This window comes from Sphingomicrobium sediminis (assembly GCF_023805295.1).
In the GTDB taxonomy this organism is placed as follows: domain Bacteria; phylum Pseudomonadota; class Alphaproteobacteria; order Sphingomonadales; family Sphingomonadaceae; genus Sphingomicrobium; species Sphingomicrobium sediminis.
In genome coordinates, this window is record NZ_JAMSHT010000001.1 from 1,029,088 (window position 1) to 1,054,444 (window position 25,357).

The 25,357-nt window shown below is 62.6% G+C and carries 27 protein-coding genes and 1 tRNA gene; 16 read left to right on the forward strand and 12 right to left on the reverse strand.

Annotated features, from left to right (window positions below):
• Positions 1 to 58: 58 nt before the first annotated feature.
• On the reverse strand, positions 59 to 466 hold the full coding sequence (locus NDO55_RS05220) for a hypothetical protein (RefSeq protein ID WP_252113102.1): 408 nt from the start codon (positions 464 to 466) through the stop codon (positions 59 to 61).
• The gene (gene phaR, locus NDO55_RS05225) at positions 463 to 978 is read right to left on the reverse strand and encodes a polyhydroxyalkanoate synthesis repressor PhaR (protein WP_252113105.1); all 516 of its coding nucleotides are present in this window, start codon (positions 976 to 978) and stop codon (positions 463 to 465) included. Before phaR ends, NDO55_RS05220 begins: the two co-directional genes overlap by 4 nt.
• A gap of 179 nt (positions 979 to 1,157) precedes the next feature.
• Between phaR and NDO55_RS05230 the strand changes: the two genes are divergently transcribed.
• From NDO55_RS05230 to NDO55_RS05285, 12 genes are all read left to right on the forward strand, one after another.
• Positions 1,158 to 1,508 (forward strand): BufA1 family periplasmic bufferin-type metallophore, encoded by a 351-nt coding sequence (locus NDO55_RS05230; RefSeq protein ID WP_425276880.1) that lies wholly within the window; start codon positions 1,158 to 1,160, stop codon positions 1,506 to 1,508.
• A 108-nt stretch (positions 1,509 to 1,616) separates the two neighbouring features.
• Positions 1,617 to 2,510: an MNIO family bufferin maturase gene (gene bufB / locus NDO55_RS05235; RefSeq protein ID WP_252113107.1), complete on the forward strand. Its 894-nt coding sequence runs from the start codon at positions 1,617 to 1,619 to the stop codon at positions 2,508 to 2,510.
• Positions 2,500 to 3,195, forward strand: coding sequence for an HvfC/BufC family peptide modification chaperone (locus NDO55_RS05240; RefSeq protein WP_252113109.1), 696 nt, complete (start codon positions 2,500 to 2,502; stop codon positions 3,193 to 3,195). The genes bufB and NDO55_RS05240 overlap by 11 nt, the downstream gene beginning before the upstream one ends.
• Positions 3,192 to 3,635 carry a DoxX family protein gene (locus tag NDO55_RS05245; RefSeq protein WP_252113111.1) on the forward strand — a complete coding sequence of 148 codons (444 nt, stop codon included), beginning with the start codon at positions 3,192 to 3,194 and terminating at the stop codon, positions 3,633 to 3,635. The genes NDO55_RS05240 and NDO55_RS05245 overlap by 4 nt, the downstream gene beginning before the upstream one ends.
• A complete protein-coding gene (locus NDO55_RS05250; protein ID WP_252113113.1) occupies positions 3,632 to 4,156 on the forward strand; it encodes a sigma-70 family RNA polymerase sigma factor in 525 nt (174 codons plus the stop codon). Before NDO55_RS05245 ends, NDO55_RS05250 begins: the two co-directional genes overlap by 4 nt.
• A 5-nt stretch (positions 4,157 to 4,161) precedes the next feature.
• Positions 4,162 to 4,791: an NrsF family protein gene (locus NDO55_RS05255; RefSeq protein WP_252113115.1), complete on the forward strand. Its 630-nt coding sequence runs from the start codon at positions 4,162 to 4,164 to the stop codon at positions 4,789 to 4,791.
• Between the two features lie 62 nt (positions 4,792 to 4,853).
• Complete coding sequence (locus tag NDO55_RS05260) at positions 4,854 to 6,386, forward strand: serine hydrolase (RefSeq protein WP_252113118.1); 1,533 nt, start codon at positions 4,854 to 4,856, stop codon at positions 6,384 to 6,386.
• 48 nt (positions 6,387 to 6,434) lie between these two features.
• Positions 6,435 to 6,511, forward strand: a tRNA-Arg gene (locus NDO55_RS05265).
• 60 nt (positions 6,512 to 6,571) lie between these two features.
• Positions 6,572 to 6,973 carry a hypothetical protein gene (locus NDO55_RS05270; protein WP_252113120.1) on the forward strand — a complete coding sequence of 134 codons (402 nt, stop codon included), beginning with the start codon at positions 6,572 to 6,574 and terminating at the stop codon, positions 6,971 to 6,973.
• Between the two features lie 588 nt (positions 6,974 to 7,561).
• The gene (locus NDO55_RS05275) at positions 7,562 to 7,891 is read left to right on the forward strand and encodes a hypothetical protein (protein ID WP_252113122.1); all 330 of its coding nucleotides are present in this window, start codon (positions 7,562 to 7,564) and stop codon (positions 7,889 to 7,891) included.
• Positions 7,888 to 9,267, forward strand: a complete 1,380-nt coding sequence (locus NDO55_RS05280) for a hypothetical protein (protein ID WP_252113124.1) — start codon at positions 7,888 to 7,890, stop codon at positions 9,265 to 9,267. The genes NDO55_RS05275 and NDO55_RS05280 overlap by 4 nt, the downstream gene beginning before the upstream one ends.
• A gap of 57 nt (positions 9,268 to 9,324) precedes the next feature.
• Entirely contained in the window at positions 9,325 to 9,708 is a 384-nt protein-coding gene (locus NDO55_RS05285; protein WP_252113126.1) for a hypothetical protein, read from the forward strand.
• Positions 9,709 to 9,732: 24 nt separating this feature from the next.
• Here the strand turns inward: NDO55_RS05285 and NDO55_RS05290 are convergent, their stop codons facing one another.
• The 9 genes from NDO55_RS05290 to paaA all read right to left on the reverse strand — a co-directional run bounded on the left by NDO55_RS05290 (position 9,733) and on the right by paaA (position 22,386).
• Positions 9,733 to 10,806, reverse strand: coding sequence for a DUF2855 family protein (locus NDO55_RS05290; RefSeq protein ID WP_252113128.1), 1,074 nt, complete (start codon positions 10,804 to 10,806; stop codon positions 9,733 to 9,735).
• A gap of 115 nt (positions 10,807 to 10,921) precedes the next feature.
• On the reverse strand, positions 10,922 to 14,392 hold the full coding sequence (locus NDO55_RS05295) for a TonB-dependent receptor (protein ID WP_252113130.1): 3,471 nt from the start codon (positions 14,390 to 14,392) through the stop codon (positions 10,922 to 10,924).
• Positions 14,393 to 14,601: 209 nt separating this feature from the next.
• Positions 14,602 to 15,816 carry a dihydrolipoamide acetyltransferase family protein gene (locus tag NDO55_RS05300; RefSeq protein ID WP_252113132.1) on the reverse strand — a complete coding sequence of 405 codons (1,215 nt, stop codon included), beginning with the start codon at positions 15,814 to 15,816 and terminating at the stop codon, positions 14,602 to 14,604.
• Positions 15,816 to 17,870 carry an alpha-ketoacid dehydrogenase subunit alpha/beta gene (locus NDO55_RS05305; RefSeq protein ID WP_252113134.1) on the reverse strand — a complete coding sequence of 685 codons (2,055 nt, stop codon included), beginning with the start codon at positions 17,868 to 17,870 and terminating at the stop codon, positions 15,816 to 15,818. The genes NDO55_RS05300 and NDO55_RS05305 overlap by 1 nt, the downstream gene beginning before the upstream one ends.
• On the reverse strand, positions 17,863 to 19,056 hold the full coding sequence (locus NDO55_RS05310) for an amino acid aminotransferase (protein ID WP_252113136.1): 1,194 nt from the start codon (positions 19,054 to 19,056) through the stop codon (positions 17,863 to 17,865). Before NDO55_RS05310 ends, NDO55_RS05305 begins: the two co-directional genes overlap by 8 nt.
• 54 nt (positions 19,057 to 19,110) lie before the next feature.
• On the reverse strand, positions 19,111 to 20,190 hold the full coding sequence (locus NDO55_RS05315) for a ferredoxin--NADP reductase (protein ID WP_252113138.1): 1,080 nt from the start codon (positions 20,188 to 20,190) through the stop codon (positions 19,111 to 19,113).
• A gap of 1 nt (position 20,191) precedes the next feature.
• Positions 20,192 to 21,043 carry a 1,2-phenylacetyl-CoA epoxidase subunit PaaC gene (gene paaC, locus NDO55_RS05320; RefSeq protein WP_252113140.1) on the reverse strand — a complete coding sequence of 284 codons (852 nt, stop codon included), beginning with the start codon at positions 21,041 to 21,043 and terminating at the stop codon, positions 20,192 to 20,194.
• Positions 21,043 to 21,324: a 1,2-phenylacetyl-CoA epoxidase subunit PaaB gene (gene paaB / locus NDO55_RS05325; protein WP_252113142.1), complete on the reverse strand. Its 282-nt coding sequence runs from the start codon at positions 21,322 to 21,324 to the stop codon at positions 21,043 to 21,045. Before paaB ends, paaC begins: the two co-directional genes overlap by 1 nt.
• A gap of 54 nt (positions 21,325 to 21,378) precedes the next feature.
• Positions 21,379 to 22,386, reverse strand: coding sequence for a 1,2-phenylacetyl-CoA epoxidase subunit PaaA (gene paaA / locus NDO55_RS05330; protein WP_252113144.1), 1,008 nt, complete (start codon positions 22,384 to 22,386; stop codon positions 21,379 to 21,381).
• A 78-nt stretch (positions 22,387 to 22,464) separates the two neighbouring features.
• Between paaA and NDO55_RS05335 the strand changes: the two genes are divergently transcribed.
• From NDO55_RS05335 to NDO55_RS05350, 4 genes are all read left to right on the forward strand, one after another.
• The gene (locus NDO55_RS05335; RefSeq protein WP_252113146.1) at positions 22,465 to 23,604 is read left to right on the forward strand and encodes a hypothetical protein; all 1,140 of its coding nucleotides are present in this window, start codon (positions 22,465 to 22,467) and stop codon (positions 23,602 to 23,604) included.
• Positions 23,601 to 23,810, forward strand: coding sequence for a hypothetical protein (locus NDO55_RS05340; RefSeq protein WP_252113148.1), 210 nt, complete (start codon positions 23,601 to 23,603; stop codon positions 23,808 to 23,810). Before NDO55_RS05335 ends, NDO55_RS05340 begins: the two co-directional genes overlap by 4 nt.
• The gene (gene paaG / locus NDO55_RS05345) at positions 23,807 to 24,589 is read left to right on the forward strand and encodes a 2-(1,2-epoxy-1,2-dihydrophenyl)acetyl-CoA isomerase PaaG (protein WP_252113150.1); all 783 of its coding nucleotides are present in this window, start codon (positions 23,807 to 23,809) and stop codon (positions 24,587 to 24,589) included. The genes NDO55_RS05340 and paaG overlap by 4 nt, the downstream gene beginning before the upstream one ends.
• A gap of 95 nt (positions 24,590 to 24,684) precedes the next feature.
• Positions 24,685 to 25,068 carry a hypothetical protein gene (locus NDO55_RS05350; protein ID WP_252113152.1) on the forward strand — a complete coding sequence of 128 codons (384 nt, stop codon included), beginning with the start codon at positions 24,685 to 24,687 and terminating at the stop codon, positions 25,066 to 25,068.
• Positions 25,069 to 25,071: 3 nt separating this feature from the next.
• On the opposite strand, the gene NDO55_RS05355 is transcribed toward NDO55_RS05350, so the two are convergent.
• Positions 25,072 to 25,248: a hypothetical protein gene (locus tag NDO55_RS05355; protein WP_252113154.1), complete on the reverse strand. Its 177-nt coding sequence runs from the start codon at positions 25,246 to 25,248 to the stop codon at positions 25,072 to 25,074.
• Positions 25,249 to 25,357 lie beyond the last annotated feature (109 nt).

A 25,357-nucleotide genomic window follows, 5' to 3' on the forward strand; every position in this document is an offset into this window, starting at 1 on the left:
TCCATTGAAAAACCTTCAAGGAATCAGACGGTCCGGGGCGCGAAACGTTCCTTGGCCGTCAGACCCTGCAATCCTCGATCACCCGCGCGACTTCGGGCCGGCTGGGCATGACGATCGGCGCCCGCGCGCCCTGCGTCACTACGAAGCGCCCCCGCGAAAAAGCGATCAGGTCCGCCACCGGGCTCCATGCCGAGAAACGGTTGCCGTCTTCGAGCGTCACCATGCCTTCGGATGTGCCGACAATGCTCATGCCCTCGTCTGCCAGCAATCCGGTCAGCTCCAGCGTCATCATGCGCGTCGTGCGATTGCAGTGCAGCACGGCGAGCGACCCCAATGTGGCCCGGCTCTCGACCGCGTCGATCCGCTCATAGTCCCAGCGCGCGGCGACCACTGGCTGCGCGCGGGTCATGTCGTAGAGATTGGTGGGCTGCTGCGCTGCGATGAGCAGCGCAATGGCAAGGCTCACAGCTTGTCGACCTTGGCCTTCAGCGCAGCAAGTTCGGCGCGCAGCTCGTCGACTTCCTTATGGTCATTGTCCTTGGCGCTGGCGCTCTTTGCTGCACCGCTGCCGCCGGTAAAGGCGGTCGCTGCCGACTGGAACATTTCCATGTTGCGCTTGGCCATGTCGGTCAGCACGGTCGGATCGAAGGCACCGCCCATCGCCGCCTGCTGCTTCTTGAAGGCGTCCATCGCGGCTTCGAGATAGTTGGGCACCGCGCCCTGCATCGCGCCGCCATACATACTGATCAGCTCACGCAGGAACGAGACGGGCAGCATTCCGCCGCCATCGGCCTCTTCCTCGACGATGATCTGGGTCAGCACCTGATGAGTGATGTCCTCGCCCGACTTGGCATCAACGACTTCGACGTCGCGCCCTTCGCGGATCATCTCCGACAGATCGTCGAGCGTGATGTAGCTCGACCGTTCGGTGTCGTAGAGACGCCGGTTGGCATATTTTTTGACGATGACTTTGGCCATGTGGCGCCTTTCGAAAATTGCTGCAGCAGCACATAGCACCGCGCGTTACCGCACTGCAACAAAGCGCTGCAGCAAATTTTTTTGCGCATCTTGCGTAACCATCTGCGCGGACCTCCCGAACAAGAGGGCAGCGGGGACGCTTTCGCTACCTGCTTCAGTCTCAAAGGGAGCACCAAATTATGAAGATGACCACTGCCACCGCAGCCGCCACGGCGCTGCTCGCACTCGCCGCCTGCAACAATGCCGAAGAGGCCCCGGCCGCCAATGACGGCGCCGATGTCGCCGAAGCCGGCGCTGCCATGGAAGCCGACGTCCAGGAAGCCTCGGCCGAGCAGGTCCAGTGCTACGGCGTCGCGCTCGCTGGCAAGAATGACTGCGCTGCGGGCCCCGGCACCAGCTGCGCCGGCACCTCGACCGTCGATTACCAGGGCAATGCCTGGAAGTATGTCGATGGCGGCGAGGAAGCCTGCAACGAGCTCGGCGGCACGCTGACCGAGCAGGACAATAACGAACCCGGCCTCCCGGCCTAACCCGTTCCCCCGGACGGCTGTCCGCCCTCCCCTCTCTCGGCATCGCGACGCGTGGCGAGCGGGGCGGGCAGCCACCCCGGGACCAAAAGAAAGCCAGAGGTTTTCCAGATGGTCGGCACTCGTTTCACCGCTTCTCAGCCCCCGCTGGCGCCCCGCGCCGGGATCGGCTTGAAGCCCGCTCATTTTCGGCCGCTCCTCGAGCGCCGGGCGCTGGGCGGCGAGACGGGTGCCGGCCCCCACTGGGTGGAGGTCCACCCGCAAAATTACATGATGGACGGCGGCCCGATGCATCGCTGGCTGACCGCGATCCGCGCCGATATGCCCGTCAGCATGCACAGCGTCGGACTCTCCATCGGCGATCCCGACGGCCATGATGCGGCCGAGTTAGAGCGCCTCGCCCTTCTCGTCGACCGCTACGAGCCCGCCATGGTCTCGGACCATCTCAGCTGGTCGAGCCTTGCCGGCGAAGCGATCCCCGATCTCCTGCCGCTGCCGATGACCGAGGAAAGCCTCGATCATTTCGTGCGCGAAGTGGACATCATCCAGGAGCGCCTCAAACGCCCCATCCTCATCGAGAATCCCAGCCGCATGATTGCCTTCGCCGAGGATAGCTATGAGGAAGTCGACTTCCTCAAGGCGCTGTCCAAGCGTTCGGGCTGCGGCCTCCTCATCGACGTCAACAACATCCTCGTCGGCCGCACCAATGTCGGGCTCGATCCCGAGGCCTATGTCGCCGCCCTGCCCGCCGACGCGATCGGCGAAGTGCATGTCGCCGGCCATACGGTCGAGGAGCATGAGGGCGGCGCCTTGCTCGCCATCGACGATCACGGCTCGCCCGTCGGCGAGGAATGCTGGACCCTGCTCGAAACGTTGATCGACCGGATCGGCCCCCGCCCGGTGCTGGTCGAGCGCGACAATGACGTCCCCGAATATGACGAGCTTGCAGCCGAAGCGGCGCGGGCCGATGCTATCCTGATGCGCGAGCTGACCCATGCGGCCTGACGCCCAGATCGCCATGCGCACGGCGCTAGAGCGCGGCCCCGCATTCGTTCGCGACGGACTATTTTCCGGCTCGCGCGCCGCACAGCTGCGCGGGCTGAAGGCCTACGCCAACACGATCAGCCATGCGCGCTTCGTGGCGCTGGAGGAGACCTTCCCGCGCACCCGCGAGATGATGGGGCATGACGCCTTCCACCAGCTTGCCGAGGCCTTTTTGAGCGCGGACAGCAATCTCCGTGGCCCGATCCGTCTCATCGGATCGGGCTTCCCCGCGCTCGTCCCCGATGCAGCGGCGCGCGACTTGGCTGCTGCCGAATGGCACTGGCTGGCCGCTCACGGTGCCGCCGAGGCCGAAGCGCTGACGCTGCACTCGATCAAGGAGCTTTCGCCCGAAGTGTTGGTGGCGACCGAAGTGTCGCTTCACCCCGCCACGCGCACCGTGATGTTGGAGGCGCCAGAGGATTTAGCTTGGGATGGGATGCCAAAGAGCGACGACCCGATCCTGCTGCTGACGCGGCCCGATGTCGATGTGCTGCTCCACCGGCTCCCGACATCTGCGGCAGGCCTCTTCGTCCAGCTACGCAGCCCGACCATGCTCGGCTCCCTGCTCGAAATCGATGCGGACAGCGTCACCACGTTGATCCAGGCCGGCGCCCTCACACGATCCAAGGAAAGCCCCACGACATGAAGATTTTCAACGACCTCAAAAAGGTCGCCAAACGACCCCTCGTCCAGGACATCGTCCTGCTCCTCACCAGGCTCGGCCTTGGCGGTATCTTCTGGGTGTCGGGCCGCACCAAGGTCGAGGAAGGCAGCCTGCTCGACATCAAGCCGACCACCTACGGCCTGTTCGAAAATCTTTATGGCGGCGTCCCGCTCCTGCCCTCGGACGTGTCGGCAGTGCTCGCCACCTATGCCGAACATGCGTTGCCGCTGCTCCTCGCCGTGGGTCTCCTCTCACGCTTCGCCGCAGCGGGCCTGTTCGTCATGACCTTGGTCATCCAGCTTTTCGTCTTCCCCGGCGCCTTCCTCAGCCCGCATCTCGGCTGGTTTGCCTTGGCACTGGTGGTGATGACGCAGGGCCCCGGGCGCTTCAGCCTCGATTATCTGCTAGGCAAGAAGGCGTGATCCTATCGGACGATGATCTTCGCACCCTCATGGGTGCCGGCCAGCAGGGCGACAAACGGTCCTATCGGATCGCGCTTGCCGCCATGTCGGATTGGCTGGGGCGCTATTTCGCCAAGCGCATCGCCCCGGCCTTGGTCGACGATCTCGTCCAGGACACGTTGATGGCGATCCACGCCAAGCGCGCCAGCTACGATGCGGCGCGGCCCATTTACCCTTGGCTCGCCGCCATCGCCCGCTATCGCTGGATCGACATGCTGCGCAAACTGTCGCGCCGAGACGAGGTGGAGCTGGAAATCGAACCGCCCGTGCCCAGCATGGAAAATCCGGTCCTGGCCAGGCTCAGCATCGACCAGCTGATGGCCCATATCCCGGAGGCGCAGGCCCATGCCATCACCCTCACCAAGGTCGAGGGACGCTCGATCGCCGAAACCGCGGCGATCACCGGCCAGAGCGAGAGTTCGGTCAAAGTGAATGTTCACCGCGGCTTGAAAAAGCTCGCGACCCTAGTTGAAAGCGATTGAATACCATGAATACCGACAACCTCATCGACCAGCTTGCCGACGATGCCGGGCCCGTCCGCGCCCTCACTCCGCGCGAGGGGCAATTGCTGCTCGCCGGCGCGGCTGCGCTGACACTCACCATCGTGATCGGCATTGCCGGGCTGCGGCCGCAGCTCACCAACGGCACCGCCGATGCGATCAGCCTTGTCGTCACTGCGTTGTTCGGGCTGCTCTCGGTCGCCGCCGGTCTCAGCGCCGTCCGCCTCGCCCAGCCGCAGGTCGGCGGTGCGCAGGGCGGCGCGGCATGGGTCTTCGCTGCCATGCTGCTCTTCCCCGCAATCTCGGTAATCGAACATGGCATCGGTTCGCCCGACAGCTCGCTGCCAGAACTCGGCATGCTGTGCCTTGGCTATGGCGCTGCGGCGAGCCTGATCACTGCAGTCGCGCTGACCGCCTTCCTGCGCAAGGGCGCACCCGTCCTGCCCGAAAAGGCAGGCTTCATGGTCGGCCTTGCCGCGGGCTCCGTGGGCGCCTTTGCGATCACGCTGGAATGCGGCGGCTCTAGCTTTGCGCACCTTGCCTTCTGGCATGTCGGCATCGTCGCCTTTTGGGCCCTGGTCGGGCGCTTCGGCCTGGCGCACCTGCTGCGCTGGTAGGCGCGGCCATCGACATTCGCGTTTGATGCATGTTAGTTTTCCACCTCTTAAGGGGGGCGGACATGGAACTTACACGCACATTTCGGATCGGCATCATGGCGTTGGCGATGCTGGCGCCGTCCACGCTGCACGCGGCGCATCCCGATTTCGACGAGGGTGAGTTCGACTGGCTGCGCACGCAGCTGGAGCGAGACGGCATTCAGGACGTCCACGCCGTGCTGGTCGACTATAAGGGCGAGCGCGTTTTCGAGGAATATTACGAGGCGCCCGATGCCGACTGGGGCACCTCGCTCGGTACGGTCATGCAGACGCCGGATCGCCGCCACGACCTGCGTTCGGTATCGAAAAGCGTCGCCGCCATCGCGCTCGGCATCGCGCTCGGCGATGATTGGCGAACCGATCTCGAACGGCCGTTGATTTCCTTCTTCCCCGACCATGCCGACCGAGCCGGTGACGGCATCGAGGCCGTCACGCTGGCCGATGCGCTGACCATGCGCGCGGGACTGCAATGGAACGAGATGACCGAGCCCTATCGCTTTCCCGACGGCACGCTCAACGAGAATAATGACGAGATCCGCCTTTACGGCACGGGCGATCCGCTCGGCCTCGTCCTGGCCCGCCCGGTCGTCAGCCCGCCGGGTGGACAATGGTACTATAATGGCGGCCTCACCCAGGCGATCGGCTATCTGGTCGAGGTGCAATCGGGACAATCCTTTCTCTCTCTCGTCGAGGAGCGCCTCTTCGATCCCATGGGCATCGAGGGCTATGACTGGCGCACGGACGAGGATTGGGCCGACGGGTCACCTCCCGCAATCGCATCGGGGCTGCGGCTGACACCCGACGATCTCGCCAAGTTCGGCAAACTCATCCTCCAACGCGGCACGTGGGAGGGCGAGCAATTGGTCGACCCGGAATGGATCGACGAGATGATCGCCGCGCAAGCCCCTTCCATCCCCTGGTTCAATTTCGGCGAGATGACCTCGGGCTACGGTTTCCAATGGTATCGCGGGCGCCTGCGCGGACAGGATGTCGCCTTCGGGGTCGGCAATGGCGATCAGCGATTAATGGTCTTTCCGGCGCTCGACATGGTCATCACGATCATGGCCGGCCGCTACAACAATTTCACCCAGGCCACCGGACAGCTTGTCGGCCTGGCCGTGCTCGATGCACTCGATGACAAGGTCGAGGCAGCAGCGTTGGAGCCCGAAATCTGGGCGCAGGTCGAAAAGCGCAATGCGACATGGGTCAGCATGGATTTCGAGGAGCACATGTCGGTCTACCATCCCGATTTCCAGCGCTGGGCCCTCAACTCGCCGCGCATCCTCGACCGCGAGACCTTCGCCGGCCTATGGGACGCCATCAAGGCCGACGAGGAAGCGCTGACGCTGGAGGTGCTGCCCGAGCGCCTGCAATGGCTCGTGCCGGGCCAAGCCGCGGTGGCGCATTATACGATCGACGAGACCTGGCTCGAGGATGGCAAGACCAAGCGCGGCAACCTGCGCTTTTCCGATATCTTCGTGCTTCACGAGGGCCAATGGCTCTACATGGGCGGCCACCGCGACGGCATGGCCCTGCCGCGGCCACCCCAGAACTGACTTGAACGCGCCCCGCCCCTCCGCTAGGCGCGAAGAACTGGCTCAAAGGCACCCGTAGCTCAGCTGGATAGAGCGCTGCCCTCCGAAGGCAGAGGCCAGAGGTTCGAATCCTCTCGGGTGCGCCAGCATTGACTTAGCAAAGCCTCCTCAACACGATGCCCCCAACGCAACAAATGGGGGCACACATGAACAATTTGAAACTCTGGATTGCAGCACTGCTTGCCAGCATGCCTGTCGCGGCCATGCTGGCGCACGGCACGACGGCTGCGGCACAATCCACACCAACACTTTCAAGCATAGAGGCCGCCGACTGCCGCGCCCTCGCGAACATGATAGATGGCCAGGTCATCATCATGGAGCGTTGGCGTGTTGCGGTGCGCAACATGGCCGAAAGCGGGCATGAAACCGATCGCGGTCTACGCAACTTCAACAACATGCAGGCCTCGGCCAATCGAGCGATCGATGCTATCAACAACACGAACGGTGGCTACGAACGTCAATGCCTCGGCGTGCGGATCACCCGCAGCACGTTCAACGCCGTATGCGGCAATGCGCAGGACAAATTCTGCGCAGGCTTTGACTTCTAGGCGCCCCATTCAATCACCAGTCCCATGTCCGGCAGCAAGGCATCCTCGACGAAGACGGGATAGGCCTCCGCCAGCGCGCTGAGGTCGCGACGTTCATCCACTTTCAAACCAGCCGAAGGTCGCCTTTGCGACATCAGCGATGCAGGCCTGCGAGCGGTGATCCCGCTCCCCCACGCTTGGACGGCCGGTATCCGACGAAGCACTCAACCCGGAGCCGTTGCCAATACGGCTCCGTTAGAAGCTGAAGCACCTTTTGCCTCCCAATCTCGCTTGAATCCAATTCCGCCCTTTCTTCCGTACGGAGAATGTACGTAATATGATGGCGGACGCTATCCGACAAAGTACGACATTAGAAGGTCGGTTTTCTGGGGATAAGTTGTACCAACGCGTTCCGGAATGTCTGACTTCCCCGCCCTCCGAAGGCAGAGGCCAGAGGTTCGAATCCTCTCGGGTGCGCCAGCTAAAATACAGCCGCGCAATCTCTTCTCTTTGGCAGTCTTCGCTGTCCAAAAACAGCCTTCCTATACCCGTTGCTATTAACTTATGTTATAATAATAATTGCCGAATCGAAATTTATGGGGGTTTTCGATGCCTGGTAGCGATGCGACCTTGCGCAAGGTCGAACTCAAAATGTCTGCGAGCGGTGCCAATCAAGCCGTCGTGAAAATCGACGGCTGGATGCGTGTGATGGCGAACGGCGACACGTATCAATTCGACGTCGAAGAAGGCTATTGCTTCGACTTGGAACTGGTCTGTCTGGGTAACGCAGGGGCCAAGGCAACATTGAAATACAAGGCGCTCAAGACCAAGCTCAAAACCAAGAGCTGTTCGACAGGCAAGGCTGACAGCAGCCTCTCCGTTTCCGTCAAGAACAATGAAAGCGTCGCCTACGGGCTGGTGGCGATCAAGGTGGCATGATGATGCGCAGCCTGACCCTTTCATCGATCGCGCTCGCCTCCCTGACACTCGCCCTTCCCGCGGCGGCCCAGCAAGCTGCGGATCCTGACGAGATCGCCAAACTTCGCGCGGATGTCGACGCAGCGCAGCGCGACCTTGAACGGCTGCAGGCACGCTTGGATGCGCTTGAAGGCGGTTTGGCAACGACAGAACCGGCACAATTGGCGCACAATGTCGAGCGGAACCTCCCGGATCAATCCGATCCCGAAGCGACTGAGTTTGCCGCGGCAGCGAAAGATCGGGCCGAGGCCATAGTCGAAAATGGCGTGAGTGGCTTAGTGACCGGTACCGGCGGCTTGTCCGAACAATTACCGACCAAGGACATAGATATCGCCTTTCAGGGCAGTTCGAGCGGCGGTCGCGTGTCGCTGGCGTTATCCAACAACGAATTGGACGCACGCTCGTCGGACGGGCTCCCATGCATCGCTTCCGATGAAGGCCTTAGGATCGGCTCCGACAATCCATGCAAGGGACGGGGCACGCCCTACACCATTCGCACCACGAAGCTCATCGTTTCGGCACCGGCCAACAAGTCGGGCGACACAAGCTTTGCCACGCTCGACAGTTTGGCCAGCGGGGTGAAGGCTGAGCTCAATTTTGCGAGTTTCGATGGCGAAACCCCGTCGGCCAGCGAGATTCGCGCATCGACCATTTATCGCCTTGCCGTAGCGGAATGTCTGGCCAAGGCGATCGCCGGCGTCGATTGCTATAAAATTGACGATGCATTTCTGGCGACGCTCGCGCCGGCCACTCGGGATGCCTGGAACGATTATATCTTCGAGGAAACGCTGGCTGGCGCCCGCGGCATCTCCGTGGGCGCATCCCTCGGCTATAACGAATATAGCTATTTCGACACACCGACGCTGATGAAGGATAAGGATCGTGAGGTAGGCTTTGGTGTGTCTGCGGGACTGCTTCTCTTCCCGAGGCGCGGCAGTTCGCTGCTGCTTGAAGGCGAGTATCAATATGGCTTCAAAGAAGCCAAAAGTCAGATCACTTGTCCCACTGACATCGAGGACGATGCCGACTTTTTCACCTGTATCGAAGGGCCGCTAGCCGCGCCGACGCGCACTGACAAATTCATTATGTCGGCCGCCTATCGACAACAAATCGAGATTGCTGGCGGTACCATTATCAAGGATCTCGCCATCGCCCCGACCCTTCAGTTCGATGTTCTCAATGATGACTTGTCGATCGACGTGCCGGTATACCTGGTGCGTAGCAAGAAAGACGGTCTTGTTGCTGGCATTCGGCTCGGCTGGGAGGATGAAGACGATGAAAGCGACTTCAAGATCGGCATCTTCTACGGGCAGGCCTTTGACTTGTTTGGAAACTAGGCCAAATTGTCTCTGACGCCGATTTCGCGTCGTAAGTTTGAGTATTTAGGGGGCAAAATGAACCGTATTCACGTAGTCACGACCGCAATTCTTGCGGCGCTACCGGTTACTTCAATGATTGGGACCGTCGGCGCCTCGCAGCAAAGCACCAATTTGTCGGCCCGCGAAGTGGCGGATTGTCGGGAGCTGGCGGGCCGTGAACTCGTGCTTTCACACTGGAAGAATGAAGTCACGTCAATGCAAAGCCGTCCGGCCCAATCGGATCAAGGCGTGGCAGACTTCATTCGCTTGCGCGACGCATATAACGGGTCGGCCAACGCATATACCAGCTTCCGCAATCGCTACATCAGCCAGTGTGGCAGCAAGTCGATGTCGCGACAGCTTTGGACGGAGATGTGCCAGGGAGCGCAGGACCAATTCTGTACCTCCTTCAATCCGTAAGCGCGATCCCGCCTTTCATCGCTCCTAAAGCGTGATCACCAGCCCCTTGTCGGGCGGCCAGGATCCCTCGACGAACGCCGGATAGGCCTCGGCCAGCGCACCGAGGCCTTTTCGCTCATCAATCTCCATCCAGCCGAAGGTCGCGTTTGCAGCGGCAGCGACATAGTCCTGCGCTCGGCGGTCGAATTCGGCGGGGCCCCATTCCTTGATGCGTTCGAGGATATAGCTCGGCGCGAAGAAGAAGTTCTCCTCGCCCGATGACTTGTCACCGCCCTCGTCCGAGCCCGTCCCTTCGGCCCAATGCGTCATGCCGACATTGATGCGGTGGACGAGCTGGTCGCCAAGTCGCGCATTGAGTGACGACACCAAGGAGCGGTTGCCTGCCATGTCGACGAGCACGGACGGCTTGTCCGCCAACGCATCCAGATCGTCATAAGTGACAACCTGGTCATAGAGCCCGGTGGCCTCGACAAAGCCGACATTACCCGCCGACGTCAGTCCGACGACAGCCGGCCCGCCGTCGTCGCGATGAAGGCCGAAGGCGAGCCCGAGGCTGGTCTTGGATGAGGCGCTGGCGATCAGCACTTGCGTGGCATCGTGAAAATTCTCGCGGTGCAGCGCGTCGTGCAGGCAGAAGCTCGTCATGTGTAGCGGCGCCAGCAGGACGCGGACATTTTCCGCCGTCGGGTCCGACGGACCGATGCGCTGGTAGCGATTGTAGAGCGGCGGCAGCACCTGCCGGTGCGGCATCATGTCGACAAAGCCGGTCGCCCGCACCTCGCCCGGCTGCATCACCAGCTCGTCAGCGGGCGGGAAATAGCCATAGACCCGTTCGCCGGTGGGGAAGTCGGAGTGACGGCTCTCGACGATTTCGGCGACCGACCAGACGGGGATGACGCCCCATCCTTCCTCGCTCGCCGGGAAGAAATGCCAATAGCCGATGAGATCGCCGACCGCGCCATAGGTCATGTTGTTGGCGGTGAAGGAGAAACGCTCGATCCGGGCACGCACCTGCCCGTCTTCGAGGGCAGCAGCGTCGCGCTCGACCAGTCTGCCTTGTGACAGGTCCTTCCGGTTCACTTCGAACAGCTGGCCCATGCTTTTCTCTCCCGATGACTAGTTGCGGCGACGCTGCCAGCTATCGCACCAAAGAAAAAGCCCCCGCCCGGACGAACCGGACGGGGGCCTTTTTCTTGGCCGGAGCCGTCAGAGCCTAGAACTCGTAACGGGCACCGATCTTCAGACGCCAGGTCGACGAGGTGACGCGCACATCCGGCTCTTCGTCACGGAAGCTGTTGAAGCGTTCGATGACATAGAGGCCGTCGTCGTCGACACCACCTTCGATCATGCCGCGGCCGGTGCCGTAGGTACGAAGCTCGTTCCAGTTGCCGTCGATGAAGTTCAGGAAGTTATCCATCGTGACATAGAGCTCAATACGGTCGTCGACACCGAACAGGCGACCCGGACCCGGGACTTCCTGGGCCAGACGCAGGTCCATGTCGAAGAACCACGGGTTGCGGCAGGTGTTGGCCGCAATCGAGGTGCCCGGCGTGTACTCGCAGTTGGTGTCGTCCAGGAAGTTCAGGAAGTCGCTGACCGCGTCGTCGTCCGAGAAGGGCGACAGGTTCGGGTCGTCGATCCCCGTCGGGATGTACGCCAGTGCGTTGAAGTCGCCCGACGAGCTGTCCTGGAAACCGAAGTCGCGGTCGGCGCCTTCACCATAGACGAGGCTGTACGGACGGCCCGAGGTGGCACGGAAGAAGATGCCCAGCGACGTATCGAAATCGTCGATGAACTCTTCACGAAGGCCGAGGCTGACCGAGAAGTTGTGCTCCGACACGTAGGTCGAAGTACGCGTTTCCGGATAGCGACGGTCGAACGCGGCCGTACGGTCGTAGCCCGAGGTTGCGGTCGAGTTGTCGTTGGTACGACGCTCGTTTGCATCCGTGTAGGCGTAACCGAAGTTGAAGTAGCCGCCACCACCGTTGGTGAGGAGACCACCCTGCCAGCCCTTGCGCAGGATGAAGCTCAGCGCGTGGCTGGTGTAGCCATCCGAGTTGGTCAGCTGGATTTCATCGTCACGACCGGTGCCGAAGCAGACCGGCGAGAGATTGCTCCACTGATACTGACCGTCGCTGTCCTTGGCGATCGTGGCATCACAGCCGTCACGCGTCGGATCGATCGGCGTGTAGATCGGGCGACCGTCGACGGCGAAACCACCGGTCGAGGCCAGACGATCGAGGTCAGGCGCCATGATCAGGTCGACGAAGTTGTACGGGTTCTCGTAACGCGACAGGATGTAGTCGACGTTGAGCTGCCAGTCGTCAAACAGACCGCCATTACCGTCACCGAAGCGCGTACCGAAGCCGAGGTTGGCACGAACGACCGTCGGGATCTTGAGATCCTGGTCGATCGACTGGGTGTCACCCAGGCCACGAGCAGCCGATTCCGAAGCATCGTCGGCAACGCAGTCGATGAAGCCCGTGAACTGACCGTCCACGACGACGTCAATCTGACCGTCCTGCATCGCTTCGCCCGAGCAATCCGCGAAACGCGAGTTGCCGCCGGCGAGGAAGCCGTTGTTCGAGAAGGCGTTCGACAGCCACACTGCCGGATCGCCGCCCGAGAAGACGCCGACGCCGCCGGTAAGCTGGCTGTTGTAGAAGAAGCCGTCATTCTGAAGCTCGTAGGTGAAGGCTGCGCGGGGCAGGATCACCGGATCGAGATTGTCGAAGGACGGATTGTTCGCGAAGCCATAACGCTCGACGAAGTTCGAGTTCAGCGGCGGGGCGCTGCCTTCGTAGAATTCGGCACGAACACCGAGCAGCACGTTGAGCTGGTCATTCACGGCCCAATCGTCCTGAATGTAGGCCGACCAGATCGTGCGGTTCCAGGCCGCCGCTGCGTCATTCGGATCGCCCGACGGGGTGCGGTTGATGTCCGCAGCCCAGCCATCGCCGAGAACGAGATCTTCACCATCGGGGAAGAAGCCGCGGCCCGTAGCGAGCTTGCCTTCACGCAGGTCGTCGAAGTTTTCGAAATACAGCGTGCCGGTGGCGTTGATGATGAACAGGTTGAAGACGTCGAGATAGTTATACTCGCCGCCGACCGTGATGTAGTGGTCGCCAGCTTCATAGTTGGCGATCGCCTTGATCTGGTCGACCGTCGTGTCGAGCTGGTTGGCCGAGCGGAAAATGCCCGGGCCCGAGACGAGCGTACCGGCTTCGCAGCCCGGTTCACCGATGACGTCTTCGAGATCCTGGCCCATCGGGACGGTACAACCGTCTTCGAGGACACCGACGACGAGACGGGTCAGCGGGTTGTCGCCCTGGGCTTCACCGCCGCCGACCGGACCCTGCACGTCGCTGACTTCAGCGCGGCTGTAACGGATTTCGGTCGAGAGACGATCGGTCCACTGCGAGAAGAGACGGCCCGAATAGTAATCCGAGACAGTGCCTTCGAGTTCGAAGCTGTTGAGGCCGCCGTAGCTGCTACCACCGAAGTCGGGTTCGACATTTTCTTCTTCGAGGCGCTGGTAGGTCGCTTCGAGACGATGATTGTCGGTGATGTAGGCGTCGAGACGACCGAAATAGCGCTGGTTGGCTTCGGGCGCCGAACGCGGGATCGGGCCGATGTCGTAGCCGTAGACCGAGCTCAGGATCGAGGCGAACTCGTTGAACTGCGCTTCGTTGACGAAGTCTTCCTCGTTCGGGAAGCCCATGCCGGCGGGACCGTCTTCGATGACGCTCGAGCTGTCGAGCTCTTCGTAACCGGCGAAGAAAAAGAGGCGATCGGGGATGATCGGACCGCCGAGGGTGGCGCCAAAGCGCTTCTCGTCGAATTCGGCCGGCTCGAAGGTTTCGCCGCCGGCAGTGTCACCGCGCATGTTCTGGTCGCGATATTCGAAGAAGGCCGAACCGTGGAAACGGTTGGTACCCGACTTGGTCACGACGTTGATGGCGCAGCCCGTAAAGGCACCATATTCGACGTCGAACGGTGCGAATTCGATGGCCGTTTCTTCGACGGCGTCGAAGGGAAGCGGCAGCGAGTTACGCGACGCGAACGGCGTGCCATTGAGGCCGAAAAGGTCGGCCTGGGCGATACCGTCGACGGTGAAGACGTTGGTACGGTCGTTACCGCCAAGGCAGCTGATGCGGTCGACTTCGTCGCCCGAGCGCTCGATGTTGACGCGCGGGTCGATACGGATGAAGTCGCGAACATCGCGGCTGATGGTCGGGAGCGAGGTCAGCACTTCCGCGCTGATCGACTGGCCCGGGCCGATGGCGAGCTGGGTCTGGCCAGCCTGCGAACCGGTGATGACGATCGCTTCTTCGGCACCCGCGGCAAGCGAGAAGGTGAAGCTGGTGTTACCCGACAGGTTGATGTTCACATTGTTGACGGTCTGGCCCTGGTAACCCTGGGCGTAGACTTCGACAGTGTAAGGGCCGCCGGTGGGCAGCGCCTGCGTGACGAAGCGGCCGTCAGCGCCGGTGGTCTGGGTGTAGACCGCGCCGGTACGCGTATCGGTGATCGTGACGACGGCGTCGTTAAGCGCCGCGCCTTCGTCGGATTGGACAACACCCTGGATGCCCGAAGTGGTCTGCTGCGCTGCGGCAGGCGTTGCGACCATCATACCCGTGGTCGTAAGCGCGCTGGCCGCCAGCAGGACGGAAAGCTTTTTCATATTGTTGAGTCCCCGCATTGAGATTCGATTGAAGCGCATCGGAAGCCCTTTCGCGACGTCGCTTGATGCGCGCGCTAGGGACCAAATGTGACAATCCGATTGCGATCAACCCATTGGGTCAATCTTTTTTGGAATTGCGCCATTTACGTCGCATTTTTTTGGCAGTTTTTCGACAGAAAGAACAAAAGGGAGCCACTTTTGTTACAATTTCACGAAAGGCTCGGCCACCCTTCGATTCGCGCCACGAAGTCGCTCAGCCAGCCATTTGTCTGGTGCCCGTCCACCACGCGATGGTCGATCGTCAGGGTCACGTAGGCCATCGGGCGGATGACCATCACGTCCTGGCCATCCAGTTCGCGTACCACGACGCGCTTTTCCAGCTTGCCGATCCCGAGGATCGCCGCCTGCCCGCCATGCAGGATGATCGGCGCGGCGAGCAGGCTGCCGGAGACGCCATGGTTGGAAATGGTGAAGCTGCCGCCTGTGACTTCCTTGCGTTCGAGCTTGCCCTCGCGGGCCCGCGCAGTGAGGTCGTCGAGCGCTGCGCCAATCTCCTCGAGGCTCTTCGCGCCGCAGTCGCGCACGACGGGCACGACAAGCCCCTTGTCACCTAGAGCCGTGCCGACCCCGATATCGATCGTGTCGGAAATGGCGATGCGATCATCTTCCCAGCGACCGTTGATCGCGGGTGCGGCACCCATCGCGTCGGCAGCGGCCTTCACGATATAGGCGGTGTAGCTGAGCTTGACGCCCTTGGCCTTCATCGCCGCCTTGTGCGCAGCGACCGCGGAGAAGTCCGCTTCGAACAGGGCCGTGACATGCGGCGCGTCGGTGACTGCCTTGACCATATTGCCGGCAATCGTCTTGCGCATACGATCATGCGGAATGTCTGCGCTGTCGAACGGCTCGACCACGCGCGGCTGCGCGGTGGCGGGTTTGCCGACATGGCTGACCGTGGCACCTGCTACTGCCTTGTCGACATCTTCCAGCGTGACGCGCCCGTCGCGCCCGGTGCCTTCGATATGCGAAGGATCGAGATCATGCTGGATCAGCGCCCGCTTCACCGCCGGCGACAGGCGCGTTTCCTTGCAGATTTCCGCCTTCGACGTCGCCGCGGGTGCAGGCGCGTCGGCCTTGGGCTCGCTCTTCGGTTCGGGCGCTGCCTCTTGCGGTGCGGCAGCCTCGCCAGCCGGATCGATCCGCGCCAGCAAAGCACCCGGCTCGGCCTCGGCATCGCTATCGAGCAGGATTTCAGTGAGCACACCCGCTGCCGGGGCCGGCACTTCCTGCGTGACCTTGTCGGTCTCCAGTTCGACCAGCGGATCATTTTCCTCGACGCGCTGGCCAAGCTTCGCCAGCCAGCCGCGCACGACAGCCTTGGTGCCTTCCTGCTCTTCGGGAACGAGGACGTCGATCAGGCTCATCAGAACTCCAGCATCTCGTCGATCTTGGCGCGGATATCGGCAACGCTCGGCACCGCGGCCTCGAGCAATTTGGGATGATGCGGGCTCGGAATGTCGGGCATGGTCACCCGCTCGACCGGCGCATCCAGATCGAGGAATGCCTCGTCCGCAACTACTGCCGCGATTTCCGCGCCGAAGCCGCCAGTACGCAAATCCTCATGTACGATAAGGCAGCGATGCGTCTTGGCGACGCTTTCCAGCACCGCTTCCTTGTCCCACGGCATCAGCGTGCGCAGGTCGATGACATCGGCCTCGCCATCCTTGGCCGCCTCTTCGCATCGCGGCACCATCGCGCCCCAGGTGACGATCGTGATCTTGTCGCCTTCGCGGGTTTTCTTGGCCTTGCCGAACGGCAGGACATAACCCTCGCCCGGCCACGGCCGACGCGCCCAGCTTTCATCCAGCATCGCGCGATGCTCGAAGAAGATAGTCGGATCGTTGCCGCGCAGCGCCATGCGCAACAGGCCCACCGCATCCTCGGCATTGGAGGGCACCGCGACCTTCCAGCCGGGATTATGGACGAACTGCACTTCGTTGGTCTGGCTGTGCCAGGGATCGCCGCATTTGAAGAAGCCGCCCGGAATGCGCAGCACCATCGGCGCGGCGAAGCGATTGTCGGTGCGCCAGCGGATAGTGCCGCAATCGTTGATCTGCTCGGTCGCCGGCTCGGCATATTTGCGGAACTGGATTTCCGGCACGGGCAGCAACCCTGCCATCGCCATGCCCACGGCGCGGCCGACGATGCCCTCTTCGTTGAGGCTGGTGTCGAACACGCGGTCGTGGCCGAATTTTTCCTGCAGGCCCAGGGTCACGGCATGGACGCCGCCCTTGGGGCCGACATCTTCGCCGAAGACACTCATCCTGGGATTGGCATCGAGTTCCTGGTCGAGCACGCGGCGGATCGCGGTGACCATGTTGATGCGCTGCCCCTCGGGACGCGGATCCTCGTGCGTGCCCTCGAGGCTCAGCCCTGCCTGCCCGCCGACAATGGCATGCTCGCCTTCGTAGAAGACACCATCGGCTACCTTGGCCGGGTCGGACACGTCACGCGCCTCGGCTTCCTCGCGCGCCTTGTCGACTTCCTGCGCGACCGAAGCCTCGATCATGTCCCAGTCGAGATTGTTGTTGAGCGCCTTCAGCTTGGGCAGCGGATCGCGGGCCCATTCGGCGGCAATCTCTTCTTCGGACTTGTAGGTCTGCGTGTCCTGCGCCGAATGCCCTTCGAGCCGCGGCACAGTCAGGCGACACAGCACCGGTCCCTTGCGCGCACGGACATGGGCGATCGATTGGGCGATCTGCTTGGCGGCTGCTTCGGGATCGGTCCCGTCGCCGTCGAAAATGGTCAGGCCTTTGAAGCTCGCGAGATTCGCGGCGATATTCTGCCCCGGCGTCTGGTAGGTCGACGGCACGGAAATGCCGTAGCCATTATCCTCGATGAAGAAGAGCATCGGCAGTTGCTGCGTCGTCGCAATGGTCAGCGCCGACCAGAAGCCGCCCGTGGAACAGCTCGCATCGCCGCCCAATACGACCGCGATGGCGCCGTCATCCTCTTCGCCCAGCACGCTGGCCTTGTAGGTGATCGCCTGCGCCCAGCCGGCTGCGGGCGTATATTGTGCCCCTACCCCGCCGCACATCGGCAGCGCGTGGCAGCCGCCAGGATTAGGATAGTTGAAGACGACGCCGATATCCTTGCCGTCCGAATAGCCGCCTTCGCGCCCCATATTGGAGCCCAGAGCATCGGCAAGCGGCACGCCCAGCGCCAGCAGCATCGGGCGCGAGCGATAATAGCCGCACGCCGCATCGCCATCGCGAAGATGCAGGCCGAGAATGACCTGCGCCATGTCATGGCCGCGCGCGGAAAATTGGTAGAGGACCTTTTTGGCCGGAACGAGCTCTTCCTCTTCCAGCCGATCCATCTCGCGGCTCGTCAGGACGAGGCGCGCGACATCCTCCCAGCTAAAGGCGGGGTCCTCGCTTTCGAGCTGGGGCGCCGGCTGCTTCACATCCTCAGCCATCCATCGCCTCCAGGACGGCGTTGCAGAAGCGGTCGACATCCTCGTCGGCCATCCCGCACACGTTGAAGCGGCCGCTATCGGCCATGTAGATGGCATGATCGATCCGCAGCTTCTCAACCTGTTCGGGCGAGAGCGGCATCATCGAGAACATTCCCTTCTGATCGGCGATATAGGCAAGGCGCGGGTCGCTGCTGGCGATACGCTTGCGCAGGTCGACGATCCGCCCGCGCATCATGTCCAGCTCGTCGAGCCATTCGGCGCGCAGCTCATCGCTTTCGAGGATGATGCGCACTGCAGCCGCGCTGTGATCGGGTGGCATCGACCACATGGTGCGGGCGATCTGCATGATGTGGCTATTGACGACTTTCGCGCGTTCCTCGCTGCCCGTCTTGACGAACAGGCAGCCGACGCGGTCGCGATAGACGCCGAAATTCTTGTCGCAGCTCTGCGCGACGATCACCTCGTCGCAGGCATGGACGAGGCCGCGAAGCCCCTCGGCATCCTCGTCGATCCCGTCGCCCAGCCCCTGATAGGCGATGTCGACGAAGGGGATGATGCCCTTTTCCGCGCATTTGGCGCGCACCTTGGCCCACTGGCCGGCATCGAGGTCGGCGCCGGTCGGGTTGTGGCAGCAGCCGTGCAGCAAAGCGACGTCGCCCGGACGCGCGGCATCGAAGGCCGCCATCATCGCGTCGAAGTCGATCCGGGTCTCGCCCTTCAGATAATAATCATATTCGACGATCTCGAGGCCGGCCCCGCGGATCACCGGCGGGTGATTGGCCCAGGTCGGCGTGCCCACCAGCACGCGGGTCGCGGGGTTGGCGGCTTTCGCGAGCATGAAGCCCAAGGTCAGCGCACCGCAGCCGCCCGGGGTCTGCAGGCCGATCAGCCCGTCCATCTGCGCGAGGTCGTCGCCGAACACGATCGGCTTCAACAACTCGGCATATTTCTTGTCGCCCGACATGCCGAGATAGGCCTTGGTCTCCTGCGTCTCCCACAGGATCTTCTCGGCCTTCTTTATCGCCGAAAGGATCGGGGTCGCGCCGTTCGATGTGCGATACACGCCGACGCCAACGTCGATCTTGCCCGGACGGTCGTCTTCCGCGGCCAATTGGATGAGCCGCAGGAGCGAGTCGGTCTGGATGGGTTCGAGCCCGGTGAACAGGCCCCCTGTTTCAGTCGTCATGCGCGGCGGTCTAGCGCCAATGACGCCCTAGCGTAAAGCGGGGCCAGAGACTTTTTACGCGTCGTAATCGACCCGCACATCATCGCCCACCGGCACCGATTGGCAGGTGAGGATGTAGCCAGCCTCGATTTCCTCGTCGGTCAGGCCATAGCGCGCGCCCTGTTCGACGCTGCCCGTCACGACCTTGGCGCGGCAGGTGGCGCACACGCCCGCCTTGCAGGCATAGGGTGCGGGCAAGCCGGCTTCGCGGGCGGAATCGAGCATGTTCTCGCCATTGAATTCGACCTTGCGCGCTCGACCGTCGAGATTGACCCAGAAAGTGTGGCCCGCAGCCTCGGCCTTGGCGGCCTCGACCTTCTGCGCCTCGGCTGCAGACGGGGTCGATGCGGTGAAGCGCTCGATATGGATGCGTTCCTTGTCGATGCCATGTTCAAGCAGGCTCGCCTCGGCCGCGTCCATCATCGGCCCGGGGCCGCAGATGAAATAGGCATCCACGCCCTTGGGGTCGTCGAGCAGATTGTCGATGACGCGGTCGCAGGTCGCGCGGTCGAGCATGCCGTTGAACAAATCGACATCGCCTTCCTCGTCCGACAGGAAGTGGAAGGGCTGGAAACGCGAAAGATAGCGGTCCTTGAGATCACTGATTCCGTCGAGGAAGATGATCGAGTTGCTGTCGCGATTGCCGTAGAACAGTGTGAAGCTGGCCTGCGGCTCAATGCTGAGCGCGGTGCGGATGAGGCTCATCACCGGCGTGATCCCTGAGCCGCCAGCAAAGCCGACATAATGGCGCGGCGGCGCATCCTCGGCGAAGGGATAGGTAAAGCTGCCGTGCGGCGGCATCACTTCCAACGTGTCACCGGCACTGAGATGGTCGCCCACCCAGTTCGAAAAGCGCCCGCCCGAAATGCGCTTCACCGTGACTTTCAGCTGCCCCTCATGCGGCGCGACGCAGAGCGAATAATTCCGCCGCACTTCCTCGCCGTCGATATCGGCCTTGAGCGTCAGGTGCTGCCCCGCCTTGAAGGCGAAGAGCGGCTTGTGCTCGTCGGGCACGTCGAACCGGATCGAGTTGGCATCCTCGGTCTCGCGCACGATCTCCGCGACGCGGAGCGCAATGAAATGGTCCGAGCTCATCCTACCACTTCGCGTCCGGATAGGTGCGCGGCAAATATTGCATCACCGCGAGCAAATGGCCGAGATGTTCGGAATGGTGGCCGCGACGACCGCCCAGGATCGGGCGCTGGTCATCGGGAACGGCAAGCGTCCCCTCGGTGAGCGCCGCCTCGATCTCGGCCCGATAGTCAGCCTCGAACTCACGCGGATCGACCGCGATGCCCCGTTTCACGAGCTCTTCCAGTTCCTCGGTCACTTCGAACAGTTCTGGGACGAAGCGCCAGTTCCAGTCGATACCGGCCGCCATTTTCTCATGGCTTTCCTCGGTCCCGTCACCCAGACGCACGACCCAGTCGCGCGCCAGTTCACGGTGATAGGCGACTTCCTTGACGCTCTTGGCCGCAATGCCCGCAATCGCTTCATCGCTCGACCCGGCCAGCCGCTCCAGCAGCATGTGCTGCCAGGTCGAAAAGAGGAATTGCCGCGCCATGGTCTGCGCAAAATCGCCATTGGGCTGCTCGACCATTAGGCAGTTGCGGAAATCGAGAACATCGCGGCGGAATGCCAGCGCGTCAGCATCGGCCCATTTCGCGTCATGCTGCGCCGCGAGGCCCAGCCAGTTGGTCGCCTGGCCGATCAGGTCGAGCCCCATATTTGCGAGGCTCAGGTCGACTTCGACCGACGCCGCATGCCCGCACCATTCGGAAAGCCGCTGCCCCAGGATCAGCGCATCGTCGCCCAGCATCGTCACATAGGCGGTCGTCGCCTCGTCATGGCTACCCGCAGCCGGCGCGTCGAACTCGCCCTTGGACGATCCGTCCTTCGCTGCGGCCTTGGCTTCATCCTTTTCGGAAATCGTCGGCAGGCTCGGCATCAGATATGTTTCACCTCGTCGGGGATCTCGTAGAAAGTCGGATGGCGATAAACTTTGTCCTGCGCGGGTTCGAAGGTCTGGCCGCTCGTATCCGGATCGCTGGCAACGATGTCCGAGGACTTCACCACCCAGAGCGACACGCCTTCCATCCGGCGGGTATAGGTATCGCGCGCATGGTTGAGCGCCATGTCCTTGTCAGGGGCGTGCACGCTGCCGACATGACGGTGCGACAAGCCTCCCTTCGCGCGGACGAAGACTTCCCAAAGCGGCCAGTCTGACATGCAATTTCCCCTCTTCCTGTGGGACGGGGCTTAGGCGGTTGGAACGGCCCTTGTCTAGGCGACCTGTTTCGCGGCGCGCTTGGCCTGGTGAGCATCGGCCGCTGCGCGAACCCAAGCTTGGCTTTCCCACGCCTCGCGGCGAGCCTTCATGCGCTCCTTGGCGACCGGTCCCTCGCCGCGGACGACGGCGTAAAATTCTTCCCAGTCCACCTCGCCGAAATCATAGCCATTCTTGTCCTCGTTCCATGCAAGGTCGGGATCGGGAACGGTGAGTCCGGCAAATTCGGCCTGCGGCACGGTAATGTCGACGAATTTCTGGCGAAGCTCGTCATTGGTCTCGCGCTTGATCCGCCAGCGCATCGAGCGCTCGGTATTGGGCGACTTGTCGTCGGGCGGGCCGAACATCATCAGGCTCGGCCACCACCAGCGGTTGAGCGCGTCCTGCGCCATGCGCTTCTGCTCTTCGGTGCCGTTGGTCAGCGCCAGCATCGCCTCATAGCCCTGTCGCTGGTGGAAGCTTTCTTCCTTGCACACGCGCACCATGGCGCGGGCATAGGGGCCGTAGCTGGTGCGCTGCAGCGGCACCTGGTTCATGATCGCCGCCCCGTCGACCAGCCAGCCGATCGCGGCAATGTCGGCCCAGGTGAGCGTCGGATAATTGAAGATGGTGCTATACTTCGCCTTGCCCGAATGCAGCGCCTCGATCATCTCCTCGCGGCTCGTGCCCAGCGTCTCGGCAGCGCAATAGAGATAGAGGCCATGCCCCGCTTCGTCCTGCACCTTGGCAAGCAGAATCGCCTTGCGGCGCAGCGAAGGCGCGCGGGTGATCCAGTTGCCCTCGGGCAGCATACCCACGATCTCGCTATGCGCATGCTGCGAAATCTGCCGCACCAGCGTCTTGCGATAGGCCTCGGGCATCCAGTCCTTGGGCTCGATGAACTCGTCGGCTGCGACCCGCGCTTCGAAGGCGTCGATCAGCTCCTGCGGCTCGGCCTCGCCGATCGCGGTGACTTTGGCGCCCTTCGGCGGCTCTTTCTGCTTGTCGAGTTCAGTCGTATACATGACACAGGATTTAGGGCTTTTCGGGGCGATATTCAATCGCGACGAAGGACCGTGTGGTGCGTAAGGGGGACGAGGCGAATGCCGAACGCGTTTGTGGGGTCGGTGATTCATTGGGGCGATGCCGCCCTGCTTTGCGATGGCAAGGTGAAGATCAGCGGTGACGGGGAGGAATTGGCCGCCGCCGGCGACTTCCCCGAAGGCCCAATCTGGATCGCAGCCTACCAGCATGATCCCGACCACCTCCTGCTTCGTATCGGATCGCATGAGCCGCCCGACGAATTCGGCTTTGTCCACGACTTGAAGTCGATGTTCGCCATTGGTCTCCCCCGGCAAATCGGCGGCTTTCGCGGCCTCAGCGCGGGCTCCGGTATGTTGAACGAGAATCGGCTCGACCTCGACGTCCGCAAGGGGCGCGCTGACGAGATCCATCTGACGACGACGCACCTGCATCCCGGCAATCTCAACGCCTGGGGCCAGCAATTCCGGTGCAGCACCGAGCGCGTAGCGGGTGGCACACGCTTCCGTCTTGATGCGATGCTCCATCCGCGAAAGGGCAGCCCCAAGCCGCTGGACGAGGAGATCAGGCTCGAAGTCGATATCGTCATCCCCCCGCCCCATGGCCATCACAAGCAACGCTACGACGGCGAAGAGTCCATCGAAGATCGTGACGCGATCGACTGGCGCCAAATGCGCTTCGCCAATGTCGTGCCGGGCCATGTTCGCTGGGGCCAGAACCGCACCGACGACGGGCCGTTCGTGACCGTCAACCAGTATAGCGACAGTGTCATGCGCGAACCCCGACTACTGCTCCGGCCCGCCCGCGCCGTCGTGCGCAGCTCGTCCGGCCATTATCGGGGCAGCACACAGAGCGATGGTCCCGAACTTCTACTGCCGATCGGATGGGACCGCATCCTCGAGTTGCTCTACGAACGACCGCAGGCGCGTCTGGCACTTGAAGGCGACGGGATCGGCTATCTCGACGGCCAGAGCGGGCGGAGCGTCTTTGAGTGCGGCGGCCACATGCGCCAGCCCATCGAGCGCATCGCCATCGACCTTAACTGGGATGGCGAGTGGCTCTCGTTGAAGGCGGACGGCAAGATCATGCGACAGCATCGCAATTTCGGCCCCGACGTGGATGTCGCCATCTATTTCCATGCCCATTGGCTCGCCGCCCATCGGCGTCTACCTTCGGCCAAACCCGAAGGAGCAGCCACATGATGCGAGATTGCCCCAAATGCGGATCGAGCCAGGTCGAGGAAGGGTTCGAGATCGACAAGGCCCATGGTGAACGCGTTCAGGCCGCCTTTCACAAGGGCAAGCCCGACAAGCGCTGGTGGGGGCTGAAGACCAGCAAGGCCGACACGCTGCCGATCACGCAATATCGCTGCGCGCGGTGCGGCTATCTGGAGAGTTACGCGATATGACCGTCGAGAAGACCATCCTCATCGAGCGCGACGATCATGTCGCGACGCTCACCCTCAACCGGCCCGACCGGCTGAACAGTTTCACCGCGGCGATGCATCGCGAGCTTGCTGCCGCGATCCGCGAGGTCGACGATGCGCGCGTCATCATTCTTACCGGCGCGGGGCGGGGTTTCTGTGCGGGGCAGGACCTCAACGACCGCAAGGTAGCGCCGGGCGAGAAGGTCGACCTCGGCGAGACAGTCGAGGAAAGCTGGAACCCGCTCATCCGCACGTTGAAGAGCATTCCGCAGCCCGTACTCTGCGCCGTCAACGGCGTCGCCGCGGGCGCCGGTGCCAATATTGCGCTTGCGTGCGACCTCACTTTTGCGGCGCGCTCGGCGCGCTTCATCCAGAGCTTTTCCGCGCTCGGCCTGATCCCTGACAGTGGCGGCAGCTGGCACTTGCCGCGCCTCGTCGGGCAGCAACGCGCGCTGGGTCTCGCCCTCACCGGCGAACCCATCGACGCGGAAATGGCCGAAGAATGGGGCCTCATCTGGAAGGTGCTCGACGATGACCTCCTGATGGAGGAAGTTCGCGCCACCGCGCATAAGCTGGCCAGCCTGCCCCCACTCGGCCTCGCCGCGATCAAGAAGATGATCCGCTCAAGCTGGCAGCGCAGCCTCGATGAAGAACTCGACCTGCAGCGCGACGAGATGCGCCGCCTCGGTTTCACCGAAGATTATGCCGAGGGCGTCGCTGCCTTCCTCGAAAAGCGCAAGGCAACCTTCAAGGGCCGCTAGGCGCGCTGAAACAATTGAAACCCGATTGCGGGCGCTGCGACCTCAACATGTGACAGGTCGCGGCCAATCCTTTGTGCATGCAAAGGAGAATAAAAATGAAGTCCATCGCCCTTTTCCCGCTCGTCATTGCCGGCATGGTCGGCGCTGCGATCGCGGCCCCCGCCCCTGCCAAGGCCCAGGCCGGCAGCGACCCGATCATCGAGGGTCTGTGCAATGTCGACCATTTCGCGGTGTTCAAGGACAGCGTGCGCATCAAATGTGGTCGCCAGAACAATAGCGGCCTCTATCACGGCCCCTATTTCGTCATGACGGTCAGCGATTGGGAGCATGCCAACCTCATCGCGCAGGTCGTCACCCAGACCAAGAATGCCAACAATCCCAAGCCGGTGCGCCTGTGGTATGACAAGCGCGGCCAGCTCAATCCCGGCAATTGCAATATCGAGAATTGCCGTACGCTCGTCGCGGTCGCGATGGAGTAGGCGCTAGCCGACCAGTCCCGCCAGCAAGGCAAGGCTGGAAATCAGGGCCTGCGCGAGTGCGACCCCGCTCAGGAACCCTGCCACCCCGATCCCGAGGAGCCGCGCCGCCCGTGTAAGGCCACGCGGCTCCTCTGCGTGGCGCACGGCGTCGCAGGTGAAGCTGGCATGGTCCATTTTCATCACCGCGCAGCCGAGGACTTACACGCCGAAGATGCGCCCTTCTTCGGCTCCGGAACGGACCCATTGCGCCCGGGTGGCAAAGCCTCCTATGCCTCTCACCGACCAGCCG